Genomic DNA, 19,920 nt, shown 5'->3' with positions numbered 1-19,920 from the left:
AATTACCTCTCTATAATTCTAATTTTAATCCCAGTACAAATGTCCTAGCGATAGGTAAGCCCATACCATCATAAATACCATTATAATTGATTAGCTCTGGATCTGTACCCGAGAAATTACTGATGGTAAACAAATTGCTTCCAGTAGCATATATGTAAGCTCTTCTAAAAGGCAACTTGTTTTTATTGGCAAATCTAGATTGCGCTAAATCATAACCTAACGTAACTGACCTTAGCTTAACATAAGATGCCTTTTCTAAGAAAAGATCTTGATCTACACGGTAAGGCACGACATCGCTCCATACGTTATAGATAGGATAGCTTTTTAAATTTTCAGTGGTTTGCCATGAAGTAATTTCTTTTACTGAATTAATATCTTTAGCAGATTCCCTATTGACAAAATCATATCTACTAGCATCAAATTGATTAATTGCTGATTGGCCCAAGGCAAAGAAAATATGGAAATTTAGGTCGAAGTTTTTGTATTTAAAACTATTGTTCCAACCTCCGATTAACCTAGGTATCCTATCTCCTACAAACTGTTTATCAGCTTCAGTAATGTTATAATCTCCATTGTAATCTACCCATTTCGGATCTCCCGCTTTTAACGTGAGGCCATTAAAGGCTAACTTTTGACCAGTAGTTGGGTGCGTTGGGACTTCAGTATCATTATTATAAATACCATTATTTGTATATAGCCAATAAGCACCTACAGATTGTCCAACCTGTAATTTATTATCTCCTATTACCAAACTGTTTAAACCATCTGGCAGTGCTTTAATTTCATTTTTATTGTAAGAAAAATTTACAGATGTAGTCCAAGTGAGTGTTTTTTCGTTGGTCAATACATTTGCAGCTAAACTAACATCTATTCCTTTATTATTAATGTTCATACCATTTTTATAGATACTTGTGTAACCACTTTCTGCGCTCAAAGGGATATTGAGCAGCTGATTTTTATCATCTTTACTATAAAAGGTAATGGCCGCACTTAATCTATTGTTCAGCATGGATGATGAAGCGGTAATATTTAAACGATCTACGTAAGGCAATGTAATGTCGTACCCAACCCAACCAGAATTGTATGGTCTAGAAATACCCTGAAAACCACCAAAAGTTGGAATTGTAGGTTCCTCATACCAACCATATTCGGTACGATATTGAGGCCCAGCAGCAAAACGGTCGTCTAAGAAAATTTTAGCTGACCTAGACCAAGATGCACCTAGACTAAACTCATTAAAAAACTTACTTTCTCTAAATAATTGATTTTTCAAATCCCATTCTGCAGCTAACGCAGGTGTTGTCATCCAACGATTATCTGGTTGGCCATTAGAAGTTCCATCTCTTCTAATTACAGCACTTAGGTTTAATAAATCTTTGTACTTATATTTCACAGAAGCATAAAAAGACATTAAATTACTCTTCATTTTATCTGTATAACGGAACAAATAAAAATTATTGATGGCATTTAAATAGTTTGACTTTTTAGAGTCTCCTTCTACTACGTTAATCTTGATAAAATCACTATTACCATCATATCCCCTTGCATAATTATACTTGTAGGCATCACCTTGTATAGATTGCCCCAAATCAAAATCAAAAGAGTGGTTTTTATCCAAATCGTAACTGTATGACAAAACGTTATTTAAGCCGAAACGCTGGTTATAACCAAAAAAACCAGAAACATAGTTAACACCATCCATCAGAGTGCTTGGGTAAAATGCATCTCTAATACCTTCATTATAATCGAATACTACTGCTGTATTAAAATTAAATTTTGGAGTAAATTTCAAGTTTAATGATAAAGATCCGTTTAGTAGATTATTCCTGTTATCATCAACTACCTTATCATATTCATCTAAAAACAGCTGATAATTGGCTTTATTAGGGGAAAGAGGGTTGGCAAAATCTGGCAGGTAGCGTACTTCGGCAAATCTGTCTCTTAAACTTTTGTTCCTATATCTATCCATTCTCGAGGCATTTAAGTAGCTCGATACTGTCATCCATTTAAATGGCAACATATTGATAGCAAAAAAAGCATTATACTTATCCAATGCCGTTTGATCTGCACTGCTCGCATTTCTCATACCTGTTCCGTAAAAACGGAAATTAGCACGATCGGTACCACCAGTTAAGCCTAAATTGGCTGCATAAAGTGCTGTATTTTTATAGTATAAATCGTTCCAATTCGATTTCCCAAAATAATCTGCATTAGTAGAATCTCTCAGAAAGCTAGCATAATTTGCATAATTTGCCTCGGTTGCATACTTCTGATAAAATGGGGCACGAAACTTATTTTCGAAAACACCATTTACAGTTTGGGCATTACCTGCCCCTACAATACCTGCATATGTATTTACACTTATTTGCCTTAACCCACTCTTAGCGGCTTTAGTTACGATCCAAATAGCACCATTAGCAGCATTAGGTCCTAATTTAGCCAATGCAATAGGATCTTTTATTACCTCTATAGATTGAATATTATCTATATCAAGATTAGCTAACAGATTAGTTGCTGGACCTATCCTATTATAATCATACTTCTGTACATCGTAAGCAAACGGATTATCCTGCACCAACAAAACCCCATTTACATATATGGCGGGCTGTAAACTGTAAACATCTCTCTTGGTAAATATCGGTGCCGATGCTCCTTGAATAAGCATACTTTGTTCTGTACCTGGTTCTCCTGTACTTTCTTGAACATATAAACCCGCAACATTACCCTTGAGCATTTGTTGCAACGAAAGATTAGGAACATTTTTAGCTTGTAGTACATTAAGCGAATCTCGCTTTCCTTTTAGCACAAAGTTAGATTGAGGGGCTTTCTTTAACGAATCTTTAGAAAGTGTATCCTGATCAAACTTCTTAATTAATATGGCACGATGAGATCTTTCTTTTAGTCCTTCACTAGGATTAACTTTTAACGGAGAGTTTAAACCGCTATAGTTAATGTCTGCGTATACATTAGAAAAACCAAACGTGGAACATAACAAGGCATAAAAAATGACTTTGTTGTTTTTAACCATTTTATTTGTTTTTGTGAATTTGATATTTTTTTGTAAAAGTATGGGTTGGGTATACCATATATACACCCTAGAATTTTGGTTAGTGGCTAAGGCTCTTCATAGTTGTTCTTTGGTTGCTTATATATTAGCATAAATCCATCTGTACCTATATTATGCTAGATTATATCGACAGTAGTTTTGCTAATAGTTTTTTGTTTGTGATTAGTTTGTTACTTGCAAGTTATATATTTAAAAACAAGCCATTAATATCAATCTTTACGCAAACGTTTGTTATCAGTTTAGATACAAAACGCTATTTGAGGCAGCCTTATAATTCAATACCGTACCCTAACGCCTAACTTTAATAACCAAAATAAAAATCTATGTACTTTTTTGTTAGTTGGCAATTAAGCAAACAGTTTTTAACAAAATTAAATGTTGCACAAACGCATTCTTTAGCAATCTTAAACTGTACAGTCCGCAAAACAACACGCAAACGTTTGTCTAATGCTTCTTTATTCTAGATTTTAAGCAGATTTTAGATAAAGATTAAAACGCATTTATTCTGCGAAACCGGTGAGTTAACAAAGTGTATGAAACTAACTCGTAATTAAGGTTTCACATGTAGTATTTGTTTATTATTTTAACCACTCAAAATGTACTTTTATGAGTAATAAGACTTCTTTCATTGAAAAAATAAGAGCTTCTTATTCTCCGTCGGGTGCCTCGATATATTTGGGTGCGGGAATTTTAGACGGAGAAACAATAAGTGAAGCCGAGGTAAATCTTCCACTGAGAATGATGAACCGACACGGGCTAATTGCCGGTGCAACTGGAACCGGAAAAACCAGAACCTTACAATTATTAGCAGAACAACTATCGGATGCAGGTGTACCTGTATTTATGTTAGATGTAAAAGGCGACCTCTCTGGACTAAACCAACCAGGAGCAAGCAATTCAAAAATTGAAGAACGAGCCATACAGCTTAACAAACCTTTTACCGCCAGTGGTTTTCCAATTGAGCTATACTCGCTTACGGGTAAGCTAGGCGCTCCAATGAGGGCTACGGTTACCGAGTTCGGCCCGGTGCTTTTATCGAAAATATTAGAGCTTAACGAAACTCAAGCTGGCGTGTTGGCGGTAATTTTCAAATACGCCGACGATAATAAAATGCCAGTGGTTGACCTCAATGATTTGAAAAAATTGTTAGGTTATTTATCTGAAGGAGCTGGAGCAGCTGAAATCAAAAGCAGCTATGGTTCCATATCTACAGCAACATCGAGCGCTATTTTAAGAAAAATTGTAGCCATAGAGCAACAAGGTTTGGGTAGCATTTTTGGAGAAACCTCTTACGATATACAAGACCTCTTTAACAGAGTAGATGGAAAGGGCGTAATCAGCCTATTGAATATTGCTGATGTTCAAAGTCAGCCAGTGCTTTATTCTACATTTTTGTTGAGTTTATTGGCAGAAATTTACCAAACCATGCCCGAAGCTGGAGATTTAGACAAACCGAAATTGGTTTTCTTCTTCGACGAAGCGCACCTGTTGTTTAAAGATGCACCAAAAGCATTCCTAGAGCAAATTAATACCATTATAAGGTTAATACGCTCTAAAGGTATTGGGGTGTTTTTCTGTACCCAATCTCCGATGGATGTTCCAGAGAGTGTATTATCACAATTAGGAAATAGAGTACAGCACGCCCTTAGAGCTTTTACACCGAATGATGTAGATGCGCTGAGAAAAACGGTGAATACCTACCCTAAATCTGATTTTTATGAAATAGATAAAGTGCTTACTTCACTTGGAACTGGACAAGCACTAATTACCGTATTAAATGAAAAAGGCATACCTACCGAAGTTGCTGCGACACTATTAACGCCACCAAGAGCCATAATGGGCCCAATGGCAGCTATAGATTGCGAAAAACTAATGCAGGTTAGCCCACTATTTACAAAATATAAAGAAACTAAAGACCCAATAAGTGCCTATGAGATATTAACCGATAGAATAAACGAGAAACTGGCCGAAGAGAATAAAGTGAAGGCCGAAGAAGAGGAACAAAAAAGAATTGAACAAGAAAGCAAACCAAAACCAGGCGAAAAGAGTTTAGTAGAAGAGATCATGGGAGCTACAATTACACGTCAAATAGGTAAAGAAATTGTACGTGGCATATTTGGTATGCTTACTGGAAAAAAAAGTCGAACAACTAAATCAAAAGGTGGCGGTCTTTTTGGATTCTAAAACTTAACTTTGGAACGAACTAAATATTCATTTAAAAACTAAATAGTTAATGAAACCAACCTTACTAATTTTGGCTGCCGGGATGGCAAGCCGCTATGGTAGCATGAAACAAATTGATGGTTTTGGGCCTAATGGAGAAACCATTATCGATTATTCTATATACGATGCAATTAAAGCTGGATTTGGAAAAGTTGTATTTATCATCAAAGAAGAATTTGCCGATAACTTTAAGTCAATTTTTGATGAGAAGTTAAAAGGTCAAATTGAAGTAGATTACGTTTTTCAAAATTTCGACCTTAAACAATTTGGCATTGAGGAAGAAATTTACAGAGAAAAACCTTGGGGTACGGCACATGCCATCCTATCGGGAAGAAAGGTAGTAAAAGAGCCTTTCTGCGTAATTAACGCTGATGATTTTTACGGTTACGATGCTTTCAAGAAAATGGCTGATTTCCTAACTAACGATGTACGCGATGATAACTATTCAATTATCGGTTACAAAATTGGAAAAACCTTATCAGACTTTGGCGCCGTTTCTAGAGGCGTTTGTAAAACTGACGAGGCGGGAAATTTGACAGAAATTGTTGAAAGAACAAAGGTTTATAAAAAAGACGATACCATTGTGTTCGAGAAAGATGGAAATGAAACTGCTCTTGATTTCGACACTCCGGTATCTATGAATTTTTGGGGATTTACGCCAGCGGCGTTTAAAATCACCGAAGATTTGTTTAGAACCTTCGCGGCAGAAAACAAAGACAAACCCAAAGCAGAGTTTTTTATCCCACTAGTGGGAGAGCATCTGGTTAATACCAAAAAAGCTTCTTTTAAAGTAGTACCAACCGACAACCAGTGGTTTGGTGTTACCTACAAAGAAGATAAGCCATTGGTTCAAGCAAGTATTGATGAGCTTATAAAAAAAGGTAATTACCCAGAAAAATTATGGAATTAACAATTGATGAGAACGTATTAAATGCATACAGCTTAACAAGCAAAAACATCAAACTACAACAAATAGGTTCTGGCCATATTAACAGAACCTATTTGTTAACCAACCTCCAAAATGGCGAAAAATTTGTGCTGCAAAGCATCAATACAAATATTTTCCCAGAGCCTACAACTATTGCCAACAACATTAAACGTGTGGCTAGTTATCTTAATCTTAATTTTCCAGATTATCTTTTTCCGGCACCGCTAAAAACTATTTCTGGTGAAGAAATGGCTATTTACAACGATCAATATTGGCGTCTCACCCCTTTTATGGAAAACACTGTTGCACTAGATGCATTAACTTCTCCAAAACAGGCATACGAAGCAGCAAAACAGTTCGGTAAACTTAGTCGCTTGCTCGATGGTTTTGATAGCACTAGACTAAAACCTGCCATTGTTGGTTTTCATGATTTGGAACTGCGTTTCGACCAATTTCAATCTGCCTTATCAAACTCCAAAATAAAAGCACAGGCTATAACAGAAATTGACAAGGCACTACAATACAAAAATATTTTAACCCAATATCGAGAATTTAATAGCAAAGCTGATTTTCCAGATAGGGTAATGCACCACGACACCAAGATTAGTAATGTATTACTAGACAAAGATACTTTTGAAGGCGTATGCGTAATAGATTTAGATACGTTGATGCCGGGCAAGTTCATCTCCGACTTGGGAGATATGATGCGCACTTATCTTTGCGAATTTTCTGAGAATGAAACTGACTTGTCGAAAATCGAAATTCGTATTGAATATTTTTCGGCCATGATAGAAGGCTATCTCGCAGAAATGGGTGATATTCTTACTTACACTGAAAAAGAAATGATTTTATTTAGTGGGCAGTACATTGTTTATATGCAGGCACTACGTTTCTTAACCGATTTCTTAAACGGAAGTGTTTATTATCCTATTAATTATACTACACAAAATTTAGACAGAGCACGAAACCAGTTTAAACTACTGGACGAACTGATTAAGAATGAACAACAATTACAGCAATTGGTTGATGCTAATTTGGTGAGGAAGCAACTCTAAAAAACAGCTATTCTGATAAGTTTCCTTTAGTATTTGCTTCTAGGTATCGCTATTTCATTACCGTCGGCTTTAGCCGACGTTTTTTATGCAATTTGGTTTGGCTTTAGCCGTATTGGTTGATAGTTGTACAGGTTTTAGTTAATTAAACCCGACAGCAGCGGATATACTTTTTGTTGCGTCATTTCGAAGGAGGTACGACTGAGAAATCTGTAAGTTAGAAAAGCATAGGTTTTAGATTTCTCACATGCGTTCGAAATGACGGCGGAAAGGTCACAAAAAGATTGTAGCGAATGGCGGGGCTGGATTTGCCATAAAATGGCGGCGTTCGTTTTCAAAAACCATATAAGAAATGTAAGAGCATGTTAGCTTACATGCTCTTACATTTCTTATATGGTCAAAATATTAACGTTTTGCAATATCGCTATAATTAAAAAAGCGTCACTGAAATTAATCAGCAACGCTTTTTTATATTCATTCAACTGAAAACTGTCAACTGAAAACTGAAAACTGAGAATTGATTATTTCTTCTCGTCGTCTTTAACTTCTTCGTAATCAACATCAGTTACGGTATCACCACCTTGTTGTGGTTCTGCTTGTCCAGCATCACCTTGTGGTTGGCCATCCTGACCTGCTTTGTACATCTCTTCAGAAGCAGCATTCCAAGCATTTTGCAACTCAGTTTGTGCAGCCTCGATATCAGCGAAGTTACGAGCAGCATGCGCATCTTTTAGTTTTTTCAAACCATCTTCAATTGGAGCTTTTTTATCGGCAGATAATTTATCGCCAAACTCTTTCAATTGTTTCTCGGTTGAGAAAATCAATGCATCAGCACTGTTAATTTTATCAGCTTCTTCTTTTGCTTTAGCATCAGCTTCTGCATTAGCTTCAGCTTCTTGCTTCATTTTTTGGATTTCAGCATCAGTTAAACCAGATGAAGCCTCGATACGGATTTTTTGCTCCTTACCAGTAGCTTTATCTTTAGCGCTTACGTGTAAAATACCGTTGGCATCAATATCAAAAGCAACTTCAATTTGAGGTACACCACGTGGCGCTGGCGGAATTCCATCTAACATGAAACGGCCAATTGTACGGTTTTGCGCAGCCATTGGACGCTCACCTTGTAAGATGTGTATTTCTACCGATGGTTGGTTATCAGCCGCAGTAGAGAAAGTTTCTGTTTTCTTAGAAGGAATAGTGGTGTTGGCCTCAATTAATTTAGTCATTACACCGCCCATAGTTTCTATACCTAAAGAAAGTGGCGTAACATCTAACAATAATACATCTTTAACCTCACCAGTTAAAACACCACCTTGAATAGCAGCACCAATTGCTACAACCTCATCAGGGTTTACACCTTTAGAAGGCTCTTTACCAAAGAAAGCTTTCACTGCATCCTGAATAGCAGGGATACGAGTTGAACCACCTACTAAGATAATCTCATCAATATCACCAACTGATAAACCGGCATTTTTCAAAGCAGATTTACAAGGGTCAATTGTACGTTTAATCAAATCAGCAGCTAATTGCTCAAATTTAGCACGGCTTAAAGTGCGTACCAAGTGTTTAGGACCGCTAGCATCTGCAGTGATGTATGGCAAGTTAATTTCTGTAGAAGTAGTGCTAGAAAGTTCAATTTTAGCTTTTTCTGCAGCTTCTTTTAAACGTTGTAACGCCATTGGATCTTTGTGCAAGTCCATACCGTTCTCTGCTTTAAATTCATCTGCCAACCACTCAATTAATACGTGGTCAAAATCATCACCACCTAAGTGCGTATCACCGTCAGTAGACTTTACTTCAAATACACCATCACCAAGCTCTAAAACCGAAACGTCATGCGTACCACCACCACAGTCAAACACCACAATTTTCATGTCTTTGTGTGCTTTGTCTAAACCGTAAGCTAACGCAGCAGCAGTAGGCTCGTTAATGATACGTTTTACTTGTAAACCGGCAATTTCACCAGCTTCTTTAGTAGCCTGACGTTGTGCATCGTTAAAGTAAGCAGGCACTGTAATTACAGCCTCAGTTACTTCTTGACCTAAGAAATCTTCAGCGGTTTTTTTCATTTTCTGTAAAACCATTGCCGAAATTTCCTGTGGCGTATATTTTCTGTCATCAATTTCAACACGAGGTGTGTTGTTATCACCTTTTACCACTTTATAAGGCACACGTCCAACTTCCTTATCAACTTCGCCGAAGCTGCTTCCCATAAAGCGTTTGATAGAGTAGATTGTTTTTGTTGGGTTTGTGATTGCCTGACGTTTTGCAGGCTCGCCCACTTTGCGCTCGCCGTTTTCAGTAAAAGCAACAATAGATGGCGTAGTACGTTTACCCTCGCTGTTAGCAATAACCACAGGCTCGTTACCCTCCATTACCGCCACACAAGAGTTCGTAGTTCCTAAGTCTATACCAATTATTTTTCCCATTTTATTATATATTTCTTTTGTTATTTTTTGTGTTTCCATGTTAATAACAAGCCTTATGCCAATAGGGTTTTGGCAGAATTTTGTCAAAAAAAACTGTTAAAATGTAAAATAAAACCTAAATACCTGCTGACAGCTTGGCAGAATTAAGGGAAAAGGTAGGAAGGCTGAAGGTAAAAGACTAAAGATAGCTAAGATAATTTGAAAATGGATGTCAGTAGTTCTTGGCTAATACAGTCCTGCTGTACGCTTATATTCCCGATAAAATCCTATCGTGTGGACACATCTCGTTCCTCCCCCTTGAATCCCCCTCCAAAGGGGGACACACTGTGCCTAAGCATTTTGCATATCCCCCTCTCCGAGGGGGCAGGGGGAGGAAAACAACATTTTCCAATATTTGTGTCCACACGATAGGATTTTATCGGGATATATCCGCTGCCATCAGGTTTAATTAACAAAAGTCAGTGCCTAATACAACCTGCACTCAATATCATTAAGTTAAGCGTTGGAGTCTCCTCCAACGCTTAACTTAATGATATTGAACCTGCGCTAGGTGCAGAAAAAACCTCTGTCAATCTTCTTGCGTAATAGTCATTAAAATCGACAAAGTTAAATCATCTACCAAAACCTTATCTTTAACTATGCTAAACCTAAAATTACTGCTGCTCCTCTTACCTCTTTGGTCAACCGAACCGAGCATAAAAACCGATAAACTCTCCGAAGCCTTAGCTTTTGCAAAGAAAAACAAGCTAGACACTACCATCTGCATTATGGTAGACATGAGCTTGCCATCAGGGAAAAACAGATTATTTGTGTACGATTTCACACAAAAGAAAACTATCATTGCTGGCATGTGTGCCCATGGCGTAGGCGGAGGAAGCACCGCACAAAAACCAGTGTTCAGTAACAAAGTAGGCAGCAATTGCACCTCTTTAGGAAAATACAAAGTTAAAAACAGGGCCTACAGCAATTGGGGCATCAACATCCATTACAAAATGTATGGATTAGAAGAAAGCAATAACAATGCTTTTAAGCGTATTGTGGTGCTACATTCTTACACGCCTATTCCCAATTATGAAATTTATCCAGGTAATCTTTTCGGTCAAAGTGCAGGTTGCCCGGTCATAGCCGATGATCAAATGAGGCAAATAGATAAATTACTAATCAAAAAGAAAAAAGCTGTATTACTTTGGATCTACAACTAAAGCTCCAACAACCGCTCCAAATGGTGATAACCAATGCCAAAATAGGCTTTAGTATCTTTTATTTTTTGAAGAATTTCCATTTTACGATTTTCTTCAGAAGTCCCCTTTAGGGGATTTAGGGGTTTTATCCCCACTACCAACACGTTTTTGGGTGTATGCACATCAGACACAAATTCAAAAACCTTGGTTTTATAACCAAAGTACTCTAAAATTAAAGCACGTAAACCATCAGTAACCATCTCCGCTTGGCGCTCTAAGAAGATGCCGTGTTTAGTCAAAAAGTTCAAATCATTTTGCGCTTTATTTTTCTCAATTTCCCTGCGAATTTGCTTATGGCAGCACGGTGCAACAACAATGAGTTCTGCATTGGCTTTTATGCCTTTATAAATCGCGTCATCCGTAGCAGTATCGCAAGCATGTAAAGCAATCAGTAAATTAATATCACCGCTATTATAGCTGTCGATTGTTCCTTCCACAAAAGATAATTGGTCAAAATTTGCTTTTGAAGCTATAGCATTGCACAAATCAACCATATCTTTTCTAAACTCTATCCCAACTACATTTGCTTTTTGGTAGTGGCTTTGCAGATAATCGTACAAAGCAAAAGTCAAGTAACCTTTGCCCGAACCCATATCCACCACGTTGTTAATTGCTCCTACCGGAAATTCTTTAATCAGTGAGCTCAGAATTTCGATGTATTGATTAATCTGTTTGTACTTGTCCTGACCATTTTTGAAAACCACACCATCTGCACCTGTCAAGCCTAGTTCTTGTAGGTAAATGTTGTCCTTCGCCAAAATCAAACGTTTCTTTTCTTTATTGTGGTTTAAGTTTACTTCCTTTTTCTGGGCTAAGGCATTTGTTCTTAAACGGAAAACACCTTTGTTATTTCTTTCTAAAATATGCTCTTCGTTGGTTGTAAACAAAGTAGCGATGTTGAAGTTTTTGGAAATATAATCTTCAATGAGCAAAATACCCTCCTCTTTAATATAGTTTTTAAAGATATCTCTGGTTTTGTAACGATAATTAAATGCCAACAGTTGTGTATTCTTAATCACCACTGGTTTTACGTAAAGTTGCTTCAAACCTTCTTCATTACCTTTATAATTGCCTAAGGCTAACTTCACAAAAGTTTCGTTGTTCAAGCTCTCTATCACTTGTGTCGTAAAAATTATATCGTTCTGATTACTCATTTTATATCGAATTACAGCTTACAAAAGTAACATACTAAACCTTAATAACCTTACTTCGGTTACCATATTGCTTATTTATATGACTATATTATCTATATCTCCGACCCTGAAATAAATTCAGAGCCTGCTCCGAGTATCGGAGGTGACGGTAAGGCAGCACTTCGTCATGCTGAATTTATTTTACTACGTAGCTTTCCGCTTCGCTACAGGTCAGCATCAGTTTGAAGGTTTTTATTCAACTTAACAATCGACTAATATAGCTTGCATATCAATCATTTCTTCTTCAACACTACTATCTTTGAATATCAATAACCAATTATGAATATCATACTAGCATCCACATCTACCCTATTTGGCGAACAATACCTTGCCTATCTTAAATCCGAAATCATAGAGTTGTTTAAAGGAGTAGATGAAATTATCTTCATCCCTTTCGCAAGGCCGGGAGGAATATCTCACTACGATTACACTAAGAAAGCAGCTGAGTTCTTCGCAACCATCAACATCAATGTAAAAGGACTTCACGAATTTGAAGATAAATCGCTAGCCATAGCAAATGCAAAAGGCTTTTTTACTGGCGGAGGAAATACTTTTCTATTGGTAAAAACACTTCATGAGTTTGGCTTGATGGACATCCTTAAAGAAAACATAGAAAAAGGCAAACCTTATTTAGGCTGTAGTGCAGGTAGCAACATTGGCGGTATCAACGTGAAAACCACCAACGATATGCCAATTGTTTATCCACCAAGTTTCGATTGCATGGCTTTGGTCCCGTTCAACATCAATCCGCATTATTTAGACCCAATACCAGAGATAAAGCACAATGGGGAAACTAGAGAAACTAGAATACAGGAATTTCTAACGCAAAATGATATTAAAGTAGTTGGTTTAAGAGAAGGTAATTGGATAAGAAGAATTGGAGATCAAATAACTGTAGAAGGTACACAATTAACACGGATATTTGAAAATGGCAAAGCACCTTACGAGATAGAGCCTGGAAGTGATTTGTAATAATGATTTTGATATTAGTACTATCACATAGCAACTATTAATCCATATTTAAGTTTTAAGATTGCTTCGTGCCTCGCAATGACGATATGAAATTAAAAAAAACCCTCTAGGAAAATCCTAAAGGGTTCTAAGCATAATAATAAGTTAGTTAGATTACGCTTTTTCTTCTGCATCAGCAGCTGGTGCCTCTGGAGCAGTTTCTTCAGCAACAGGTGCCTCTGCAACTTCTTCTTTAGCTTCAGCAACTGGAGCTGCTTCTTCTTTAACTTCTGCAGCAGGAGCATCAGCTTTTTTAGCTTTTGTTCTTCCTCTACGAGTAGTTTTCTTTTCAGCAGCTGCTGCATCTTTTCCGTATACCTCGTTATAATCTACCAATTCGATTAATGCCATTTCAGCATTATCACCTAAACGATTGTTTAATTTGATGATACGAGTGTAACCACCTGGACGGTTTGCAACTTTCGCAGCTACATCACGGAATAACTCTGTTACTACCTCTTTGTTCTGTAAGTAAGCAAATACTGTACGACGCGAGTGAGTAGTATCGTTTTTAGATTTAGTGATAATTGGCTCTACATAAACACGTAAAGCTTTTGCTTTCGCTAATGTAGTAGTGATTCTCTTGTGAGTGATCAAAGAAGAAGCCATATTAGCCAACATCGCTTTTCTGTGCGAAGTAGTTCTTCCTAAGTGGTTGTGTTTTTTACCGTGTCTCATTTTTTTGTTTATAAAGTGTGTACCGTCTCTTTGAACTTAATCTGAGGGAATTACACACAGTGAATATTTAATCTATTCCACGCTTATCGCTAAGCGTTTAGCGCTAGGCGCTTATTCTTCGTCTAACTTGAATTTAGAAAGGTTCATTCCAAACGATAATTGTTTAGATTTTACCAATTCTTGGATTTCAGTTAATGATTTCTTACCGAAGTTTCTGAATTTTAACATATCAGCAACATCATAAGAAACTAGATCAGCTAAAGTACGGATATCAGCTGCTTTTAAGCAGTTTAATGCACGTACAGATAAATCTAAATCAACCAATTCAGTTTTAAGGATTTTACGCATGTGTAAGATTTCCTCATCAACTTCTTTAGTTTCTTCTTTAGCTTGAGATTCCAATACCAAGTTCTCATCAGAGAATAACATAAAGTGTTGGATCAAAATCTTAGCTGCTTCTTTCAAAGCTTCTTCTGGGTGGATAGAACCATCAGTAGAAATATCTAAGATTAATTTCTCATAATCTGTTTTTTGCTCAACACGATAGTTTTCAATCGTGTATTTCACGTTTTTCATTGGGGTAAAAATCGAATCGATTGCAATTACTCCAACTACGCTATCAGAAACTTTGTTCTCTTCTGCAGGTACATAACCACGTCCTTTGTTCACTGTTAATTCAACTTCCAAAGTAACTGATTTCTCCATGTTGCAGATGACCAACTCAGGGTTTAAAACCTCGAAGTTGTTAGAGAATTTTGTAATATCTCCTGCTTGGAATTGATCTTGACCATTTACGATGATAAAGATTTTCTCAGAATCACCAGACTCTCCTACTTTCTTAAATCTTACTTGTTTTAAGTTAAGGATGATTTCCGTTAAATCTTCTACCACACCTTTCATGGTAGAAAACTCGTGAGAAACGCCTGAAAAACGAATGCTGGTAATAGCAAAACCTTCTAAAGAAGAAAGTAAAATTCTTCTTAGGGCGTTGCCAATTGTTACACCGAAACCGGGCTCTAAAGGACGAAATTCAAATTGACCATCGAAATCCGTAGATTTCTGCATGATTACCTTATCTGGTTTCTGAAATGCTAAAATTGCCATTTATTAATGTTTTTAGATCGTTTAATAATGTTGTGTAACGTAAAAAAGTTAAAGCCACAAGGGCTTTAACCATTATATTACTTAGAGTATAACTCGACAATAAGGTTTTCCTTAATGTTTTCAGGAATCTCATCACGATTAGGGTATGACAAAAACTTACCTGATAATTCTTTAGCATTCCAATCTAACCAAGAAAACTTGTTGATTGATCTACCAGCTACTGAATTAGAGATAGCCTCAAGAGATTTTGATTTCTCTCTAACTGCTACTACATCACCAGCTCTTAATTGATATGAAGGAATATTTACCAACTCACCGTTTACAGTAATGTGCTTGTGGCTAACTAATTGACGAGCACCTGAACGTGTTGGAGCAATACCTAATCTGTATACTGTATTATCTAAACGTGCTTCTAACAATTGTAATAAGTTATCACCAGTGATACCTTGACGTGAAGAAGCTTTTGTAAATAAGTTACGGAATTGTTTTTCTAACACACCATAAGTGTATTTTACTTTTTGTTTTTCCATTAACTGTACTGCGTACTCAGATTGCTTTCCTCTTCTTTTAGAAGCGCCATGTTGGCCAGGAGGATAGTTTTTTCTGTCTAGTACTTTATCAGGGCCGAAAATTGGCTCTCTGAACTTACGGGCGATTTTGGACTTAGGTCCGGTGTATCTTGCCATTTTGTTTGTGATTTTAAAGTATCATCCCGACGCATCGGGAGACTCTTAGCTTTAAAAATTAATTGATTAAACTCTTCTTTTCTTAGGAGGACGACATCCGTTGTGTGGAAGCGGAGTGATGTCTTTGATAGACAAAACTTCGATACCTGCTACTTGTAAAGTTCTGATAGCCGACTCACGACCTGAACCAGGACCTTTAACGAATACGTCTACTTTACGTAAACCTAAATCGAAAGCAACTTTACCACAATCTGAAGCAGCTTGACCTGCAGCGTATGGAGTGTTTTTCTTAGAACCTTTGAAACCCATTTTACCTGCAGACGACCATGAAATAGTTTGTCCGTTAGTGTTTGTTAAGGTAACAATGATATTGTTGAACGTAGCATTGATGTGAGCTTGGCCTACAGGCTCAATCACAACAAGACGTTTTTTGGTAACTTTTTTACTTTTAGCCATTTTCTTTTAGATATTTAGATATGAGAATTGAGATATGAGATTTTAATACCCCGGCACTCCTACCTTATTTTTCATCTTCTATTCCAGATTTAGATAGATTTTCGAAACGCTTCTCACATCTCAAATCTTCTACCTCAAATCTATCTACTATTTAGATGCTTTTTTCTTGTTAGCAACTGTTTTTCTCTTTCCTTTACGAGTACGAGAGTTGTTTTTAGTACGTTGGCCACGAACGGGTAAACCTTTTCTGTGACGAAGACCTCTGTAGCAACCGATATCCATTAAACGTTTAATGTTTAATTGAACCTCAGAACGTAAAGCACCTTCTACTTTAATCTCATCGTTAATCATGGTACGGATTGCTGATAATTCATCATCAGACCAATCTTGTACTTTTTTGTTAAGGTCGATACCTGCTGTATTCAAGATACGTTGCGCAGTAGTCTTTCCTATTCCATAGATATAGGTAAGTCCTATCTCTCCTCTTTTGTTTCTTGGTAAATCAATACCTGAAATCCTTGCCATATTTGTAATTTGCTTTTAAGTGAACGTCCGAACGGCGGGCCACCGTTGTGCGGGTTTCGTTCTAATGTTTTTAATTATCCCTGACGTTGCTTAAATTTAGGGTTCTTCTTGTTGATTACGTAAAGCTTACCTTTACGACGAATAACCTTACAATCAGCGCTACGTTTTTTGATTGATGATCTAACTTTCATTGCTTTATTTATTTCTCTCTATGGTAATGAAGTTCCACAAGCTATTTCAATCTGAAGACGGTTGCTCGTGACGCTTTCATTTTATTTGTATCTGTAAGTGATTCTACCTTTCGTTAAATCGTAAGGAGACATCTCTAATTTTACTTTATCTCCAGGCAAAATTTTGATGTAGTGCATCCTCATTTTACCAGAAATGTGTGCAATAATCTCATGTCCATTTTCAAGTTCTACCCTAAACATGGCATTAGATAATGCTTCTCTTATTACTCCGTCTTGTTCAATTGAGGCTTGTTTAGCCATATTCTATTGATTTTTACTTATTTAGCTGCGTATTAAATAGGGTTGCAAAATTAAATATTATTTTCCAATTATTTAAATTTTTCCGATAAAACTTCTTCGATTAATGAAAAAGTACTCAAAACGTCTGCTTTGCCCTTTTTTATAGCTACAGTATGTTCAAAATGTGCTGATGGTTTATTGTCTTTTGTTGTAACTGTCCATCCATCAGACCAAAATTTAACCGCGGCAGTACCAGCATTGATCATGGGTTCGATGGCCAAAACCATTCCCTCTTCCAATTTGATACCACTTCCACGTTTACCATAGTTTGGCACTTCTGGCTTCTCGTGCAGTTTAACACCCACACCATGCCCCACCAATTCTCTTACTACCCCAAAACCGTTAGATTCTGCATGAAACTGAACTGCATGAGCGATATCGCCAATACGCATTCCAACTACAGCTTTTTCGATAGCAAAATTCAAACACTCTTGCGTTACCTTAACCAACTTCTTCTGTTCATCTGAAGTTTCTCCAATAGAAAACGTATAAGCCGAATCACCAAAATAGTTATTCTTGATTACGCCACAATCTACCGAAATCAAATCTCCTTCCTTAATGATATGATCACTTGGAAACCCGTGTACCACTTGTTCGTTAGGAGAAATGCAAAGTGAGTAAGGAAAACCTCCGTAGTTAAGAAAAGCAGGTATTGCGCCGTTATCCTTGATGAATTCGTAAGCCAGCTTATCTAATGCTTTGGTAGTTACGCCTGGCCCTATCACTTTAGCTACTTCTGCTAAAGTTTTAGATACCAGTAACGAGCTTTCTCTAATCAATTCTATCTCCTCAAGAGACTTATAGTGAATTTTAGACATTCTATCTAATTTCGAGTTTGAATAAATGAAAAAATGATAGCATAGTATCAATTGCCAACGACAATTTAACTACACTATCATTCATTAATTCAATCATCTTTATAATGCAGCTCCGCTAGTTGATGTAGCAGCTGGAATACCAGAACGTCCGGTTACCCTACCTGTTTTCATCAAACCATCGTAATGGCGCATTAATAAATAACTTTCAATTTGTTGCAAAGTATCTAACACTACACCTACCAAGATCAACAAAGATGTACCTCCAAAAAATTGGGCAAATTCTTGTTGAATACCAACCTTAACAGCTAATGAAGGAAGAATAGCGATAGCAGCTAGGAACAAAGATCCCGGAAAAGTAATCTTCGAAACAACATCATCGATAAAACTAGAAGTGGCCAAACCTGGTTTAATACCTGGAATGAAACCTCCGTTTTTCTTCATGTCATCAGACATTTGAGTTGGGTTAACGGTAATTGCAGTATAGAAAAATGTAAATGCAATAATTAGGAACGCAAATGTTAAACTATAAGTTAACGATGTAATATCCGAATATTGGTGCAACCAGCTTTCTTGAAGGTTAGGGAACAAACCAATTAAAGCACTCGGCACAAACATTAATGCCTGAGCAAAGATGATAGGCATAACACCTGCCGCATTTACTTTTAATGGAATGTATTGTCTAACACCACCAACTTGCTTGTTACCTACAATTCTTTTAGCATACTGCACAGGCACTTTACGCACACCTTGTACAATTAAAATGGTAAACATGATAATTGCATAAAGCGCAACAATCTCTAACACCAATCTAATTAAACCACCATCATTACCCGCAAAAACAGAGCTAATCTCTTGGCTTACTGCAATTGGCAAGCGAGCAATAATACCCACCATAATGATTAAAGATGTACCGTTACCAATACCTTTATCAGTAATTTTTTCGCCTAACCACATTACAAATAACGTACCTGCCGTTAAAATAACTGCAGATAAGAAATAGAACAAAGTATGGTTAATTACAATTGCTTCTTGAGGAACCTGCGTTTTAACATACCCTATTGCTTGTACAATAGTGATGGCAACTGTTAGGTAACGAGTATACTGCGTTAACTTTTTACGTCCGCTTTCACCTTCTTTCTGCATCTTTTGGAAAGTAGGCACCGCAATACCCAATAACTGCACCACAATAGAGGCAGAAATGTATGGCATTACACCTAACGCAACGATTGAAGCCTTAGAAAAGGCACCACCGGCAAACATGTCTAATAGACCTAAAAGACCTGATTTTTGTGCATTTGATAATTGCGCAGGATCAACACCTGGCAACACCACTTGACAAACAAGTCTATAGATAACAAGAATCATAAGCGTAAATAATATACGCTCTTTTAATTCTTGGATTTTCCAAATATTACTTAAAGTAGTAAATAGCTTCTTCATTTTATAATTTTACGATTGAGCCTCCAGCAGCTTCGATTGCTTTTTGTGCACTTGCAGAAAAAGCATGAGCTGTAACTTCTAATTTAGCTTTAACTTCACCACGGCCTAAGATTTTCACTAAGTCGTTTTTAGAAGCTAAACCATGCTCTTGCAATGTAGCAAAATTTACAGTAGTTAAGCTAAATTTTTCAGCCAATCCTTGCAATACGTCTAAGTTTACGCCTACGTACTCTGTACGGTTAATTGGTTTGAAACCAACTTTAGGTACACGACGTTGTAAAGGCATTTGACCACCTTCGAAACCAACTTTTGTAGAGTGACCAGAACGTGAGCCAGCACCTTTGTGTCCACGTGTTGATGTACCACCACGACCAGAACCTTGACCACGACCAATTCTCTTACTTGTTTTTACAGCACCTTTTGCAGGCTTTAAATTACTTAAGTTCATTATAAACTTTATTATGTTGCCCCTTCGCTTTCACTACTCAGGAAACAACGATTAAACAAAAAAAATTTGCCTAAGATATATAAATCCTAAG

At 36.9% G+C, this 19,920-nt stretch carries 18 protein-coding genes; 5 read left to right on the top strand and 13 right to left on the bottom strand.

The window, feature by feature from the left end:
• Positions 1–10: 10 nt before the first annotated feature.
• Positions 11–3,028 carry a SusC/RagA family TonB-linked outer membrane protein gene (locus REI64_RS17900; RefSeq protein ID WP_308851521.1) on the bottom strand — a complete coding sequence of 1,006 codons (3,018 nt, stop codon included), beginning with the start codon at positions 3,026–3,028 and terminating at the stop codon, positions 11–13.
• A 645-nt stretch (positions 3,029–3,673) separates the two neighbouring features.
• On the opposite strand from REI64_RS17900, the gene REI64_RS17895 reads away from it, so the two are divergent.
• From REI64_RS17895 to REI64_RS17885, 3 genes are read left to right on the top strand one after another with little or no spacing between them, the layout of a single operon-like run.
• Positions 3,674–5,251: a helicase HerA-like domain-containing protein gene (locus tag REI64_RS17895; RefSeq protein ID WP_308851520.1), complete on the top strand. Its 1,578-nt coding sequence runs from the start codon at positions 3,674–3,676 to the stop codon at positions 5,249–5,251.
• Positions 5,252–5,300: 49 nt separating this feature from the next.
• Positions 5,301–6,200 carry a sugar phosphate nucleotidyltransferase gene (locus tag REI64_RS17890; protein ID WP_308851519.1) on the top strand — a complete coding sequence of 300 codons (900 nt, stop codon included), beginning with the start codon at positions 5,301–5,303 and terminating at the stop codon, positions 6,198–6,200.
• Complete coding sequence (locus REI64_RS17885) at positions 6,191–7,273, top strand: aminoglycoside phosphotransferase family protein (RefSeq protein WP_308851518.1); 1,083 nt, start codon at positions 6,191–6,193, stop codon at positions 7,271–7,273. Before REI64_RS17890 ends, REI64_RS17885 begins: the two co-directional genes overlap by 10 nt.
• Positions 7,274–7,791: 518 nt before the next feature.
• On the opposite strand, the gene dnaK is transcribed toward REI64_RS17885, so the two are convergent.
• Entirely contained in the window at positions 7,792–9,699 is a 1,908-nt protein-coding gene (dnaK, locus tag REI64_RS17880; RefSeq protein ID WP_308851517.1) for a molecular chaperone DnaK, read from the bottom strand.
• 638 nt (positions 9,700–10,337) lie between these two features.
• Here dnaK and REI64_RS17875 point away from each other — a divergent pair.
• On the top strand, positions 10,338–10,901 hold the full coding sequence (locus tag REI64_RS17875; protein ID WP_308851516.1) for a murein L,D-transpeptidase catalytic domain-containing protein: 564 nt from the start codon (positions 10,338–10,340) through the stop codon (positions 10,899–10,901).
• On the opposite strand, the gene REI64_RS17870 is transcribed toward REI64_RS17875, so the two are convergent.
• The gene (locus REI64_RS17870; RefSeq protein ID WP_308851515.1) at positions 10,898–12,094 is read right to left on the bottom strand and encodes an SAM-dependent methyltransferase; all 1,197 of its coding nucleotides are present in this window, start codon (positions 12,092–12,094) and stop codon (positions 10,898–10,900) included. The two genes, REI64_RS17875 and REI64_RS17870, sit on opposite strands and share 4 nt — an antisense overlap.
• 318 nt (positions 12,095–12,412) lie before the next feature.
• On the opposite strand from REI64_RS17870, the gene pepE reads away from it, so the two are divergent.
• Positions 12,413–13,105 (top strand): dipeptidase PepE, encoded by a 693-nt coding sequence (pepE, locus tag REI64_RS17865; RefSeq protein ID WP_308851514.1) that lies wholly within the window; start codon positions 12,413–12,415, stop codon positions 13,103–13,105.
• 153 nt (positions 13,106–13,258) lie between these two features.
• On the opposite strand, the gene rplQ is transcribed toward pepE, so the two are convergent.
• From rplQ to rplO, 10 genes are all read right to left on the bottom strand, one after another.
• Positions 13,259–13,822, bottom strand: coding sequence for a 50S ribosomal protein L17 (gene rplQ, locus REI64_RS17860; protein ID WP_308851513.1), 564 nt, complete (start codon positions 13,820–13,822; stop codon positions 13,259–13,261).
• Positions 13,823–13,933: 111 nt separating this feature from the next.
• Positions 13,934–14,926, bottom strand: coding sequence for a DNA-directed RNA polymerase subunit alpha (locus tag REI64_RS17855; RefSeq protein ID WP_308851512.1), 993 nt, complete (start codon positions 14,924–14,926; stop codon positions 13,934–13,936).
• Positions 14,927–15,003: 77 nt separating this feature from the next.
• Complete coding sequence (gene rpsD, locus REI64_RS17850) at positions 15,004–15,612, bottom strand: 30S ribosomal protein S4 (protein ID WP_308851511.1); 609 nt, start codon at positions 15,610–15,612, stop codon at positions 15,004–15,006.
• Positions 15,613–15,678: 66 nt separating this feature from the next.
• Positions 15,679–16,068 carry a 30S ribosomal protein S11 gene (gene rpsK / locus REI64_RS17845; protein ID WP_138721993.1) on the bottom strand — a complete coding sequence of 130 codons (390 nt, stop codon included), beginning with the start codon at positions 16,066–16,068 and terminating at the stop codon, positions 15,679–15,681.
• Between the two features lie 147 nt (positions 16,069–16,215).
• Positions 16,216–16,593, bottom strand: a complete 378-nt coding sequence (rpsM, locus tag REI64_RS17840; protein ID WP_308851510.1) for a 30S ribosomal protein S13 — start codon at positions 16,591–16,593, stop codon at positions 16,216–16,218.
• 74 nt (positions 16,594–16,667) lie between these two features.
• Complete coding sequence (ykgO, locus tag REI64_RS17835) at positions 16,668–16,784, bottom strand: type B 50S ribosomal protein L36 (RefSeq protein ID WP_008244551.1); 117 nt, start codon at positions 16,782–16,784, stop codon at positions 16,668–16,670.
• 81 nt (positions 16,785–16,865) lie between these two features.
• Complete coding sequence (infA, locus tag REI64_RS17830) at positions 16,866–17,084, bottom strand: translation initiation factor IF-1 (protein WP_010599888.1); 219 nt, start codon at positions 17,082–17,084, stop codon at positions 16,866–16,868.
• 68 nt (positions 17,085–17,152) lie between these two features.
• Entirely contained in the window at positions 17,153–17,941 is a 789-nt protein-coding gene (gene map, locus REI64_RS17825; protein WP_308851509.1) for a type I methionyl aminopeptidase, read from the bottom strand.
• 99 nt (positions 17,942–18,040) lie between these two features.
• Positions 18,041–19,381 carry a preprotein translocase subunit SecY gene (gene secY / locus REI64_RS17820; RefSeq protein ID WP_308851508.1) on the bottom strand — a complete coding sequence of 447 codons (1,341 nt, stop codon included), beginning with the start codon at positions 19,379–19,381 and terminating at the stop codon, positions 18,041–18,043.
• Position 19,382: 1 nt separating this feature from the next.
• Positions 19,383–19,829: a 50S ribosomal protein L15 gene (gene rplO, locus REI64_RS17815; protein WP_097132833.1), complete on the bottom strand. Its 447-nt coding sequence runs from the start codon at positions 19,827–19,829 to the stop codon at positions 19,383–19,385.
• Between the last annotated feature and the right edge of the window lie 91 nt (positions 19,830–19,920).

The sequence above is a fragment of the Pedobacter sp. genome (assembly GCF_031119335.1).
Taxonomy (GTDB): domain Bacteria; phylum Bacteroidota; class Bacteroidia; order Sphingobacteriales; family Sphingobacteriaceae; genus Pedobacter.
The sequence above is the reverse complement of the archived record's forward strand: the minus strand, read 5'-3'. Positions and strand labels throughout refer to the sequence as shown.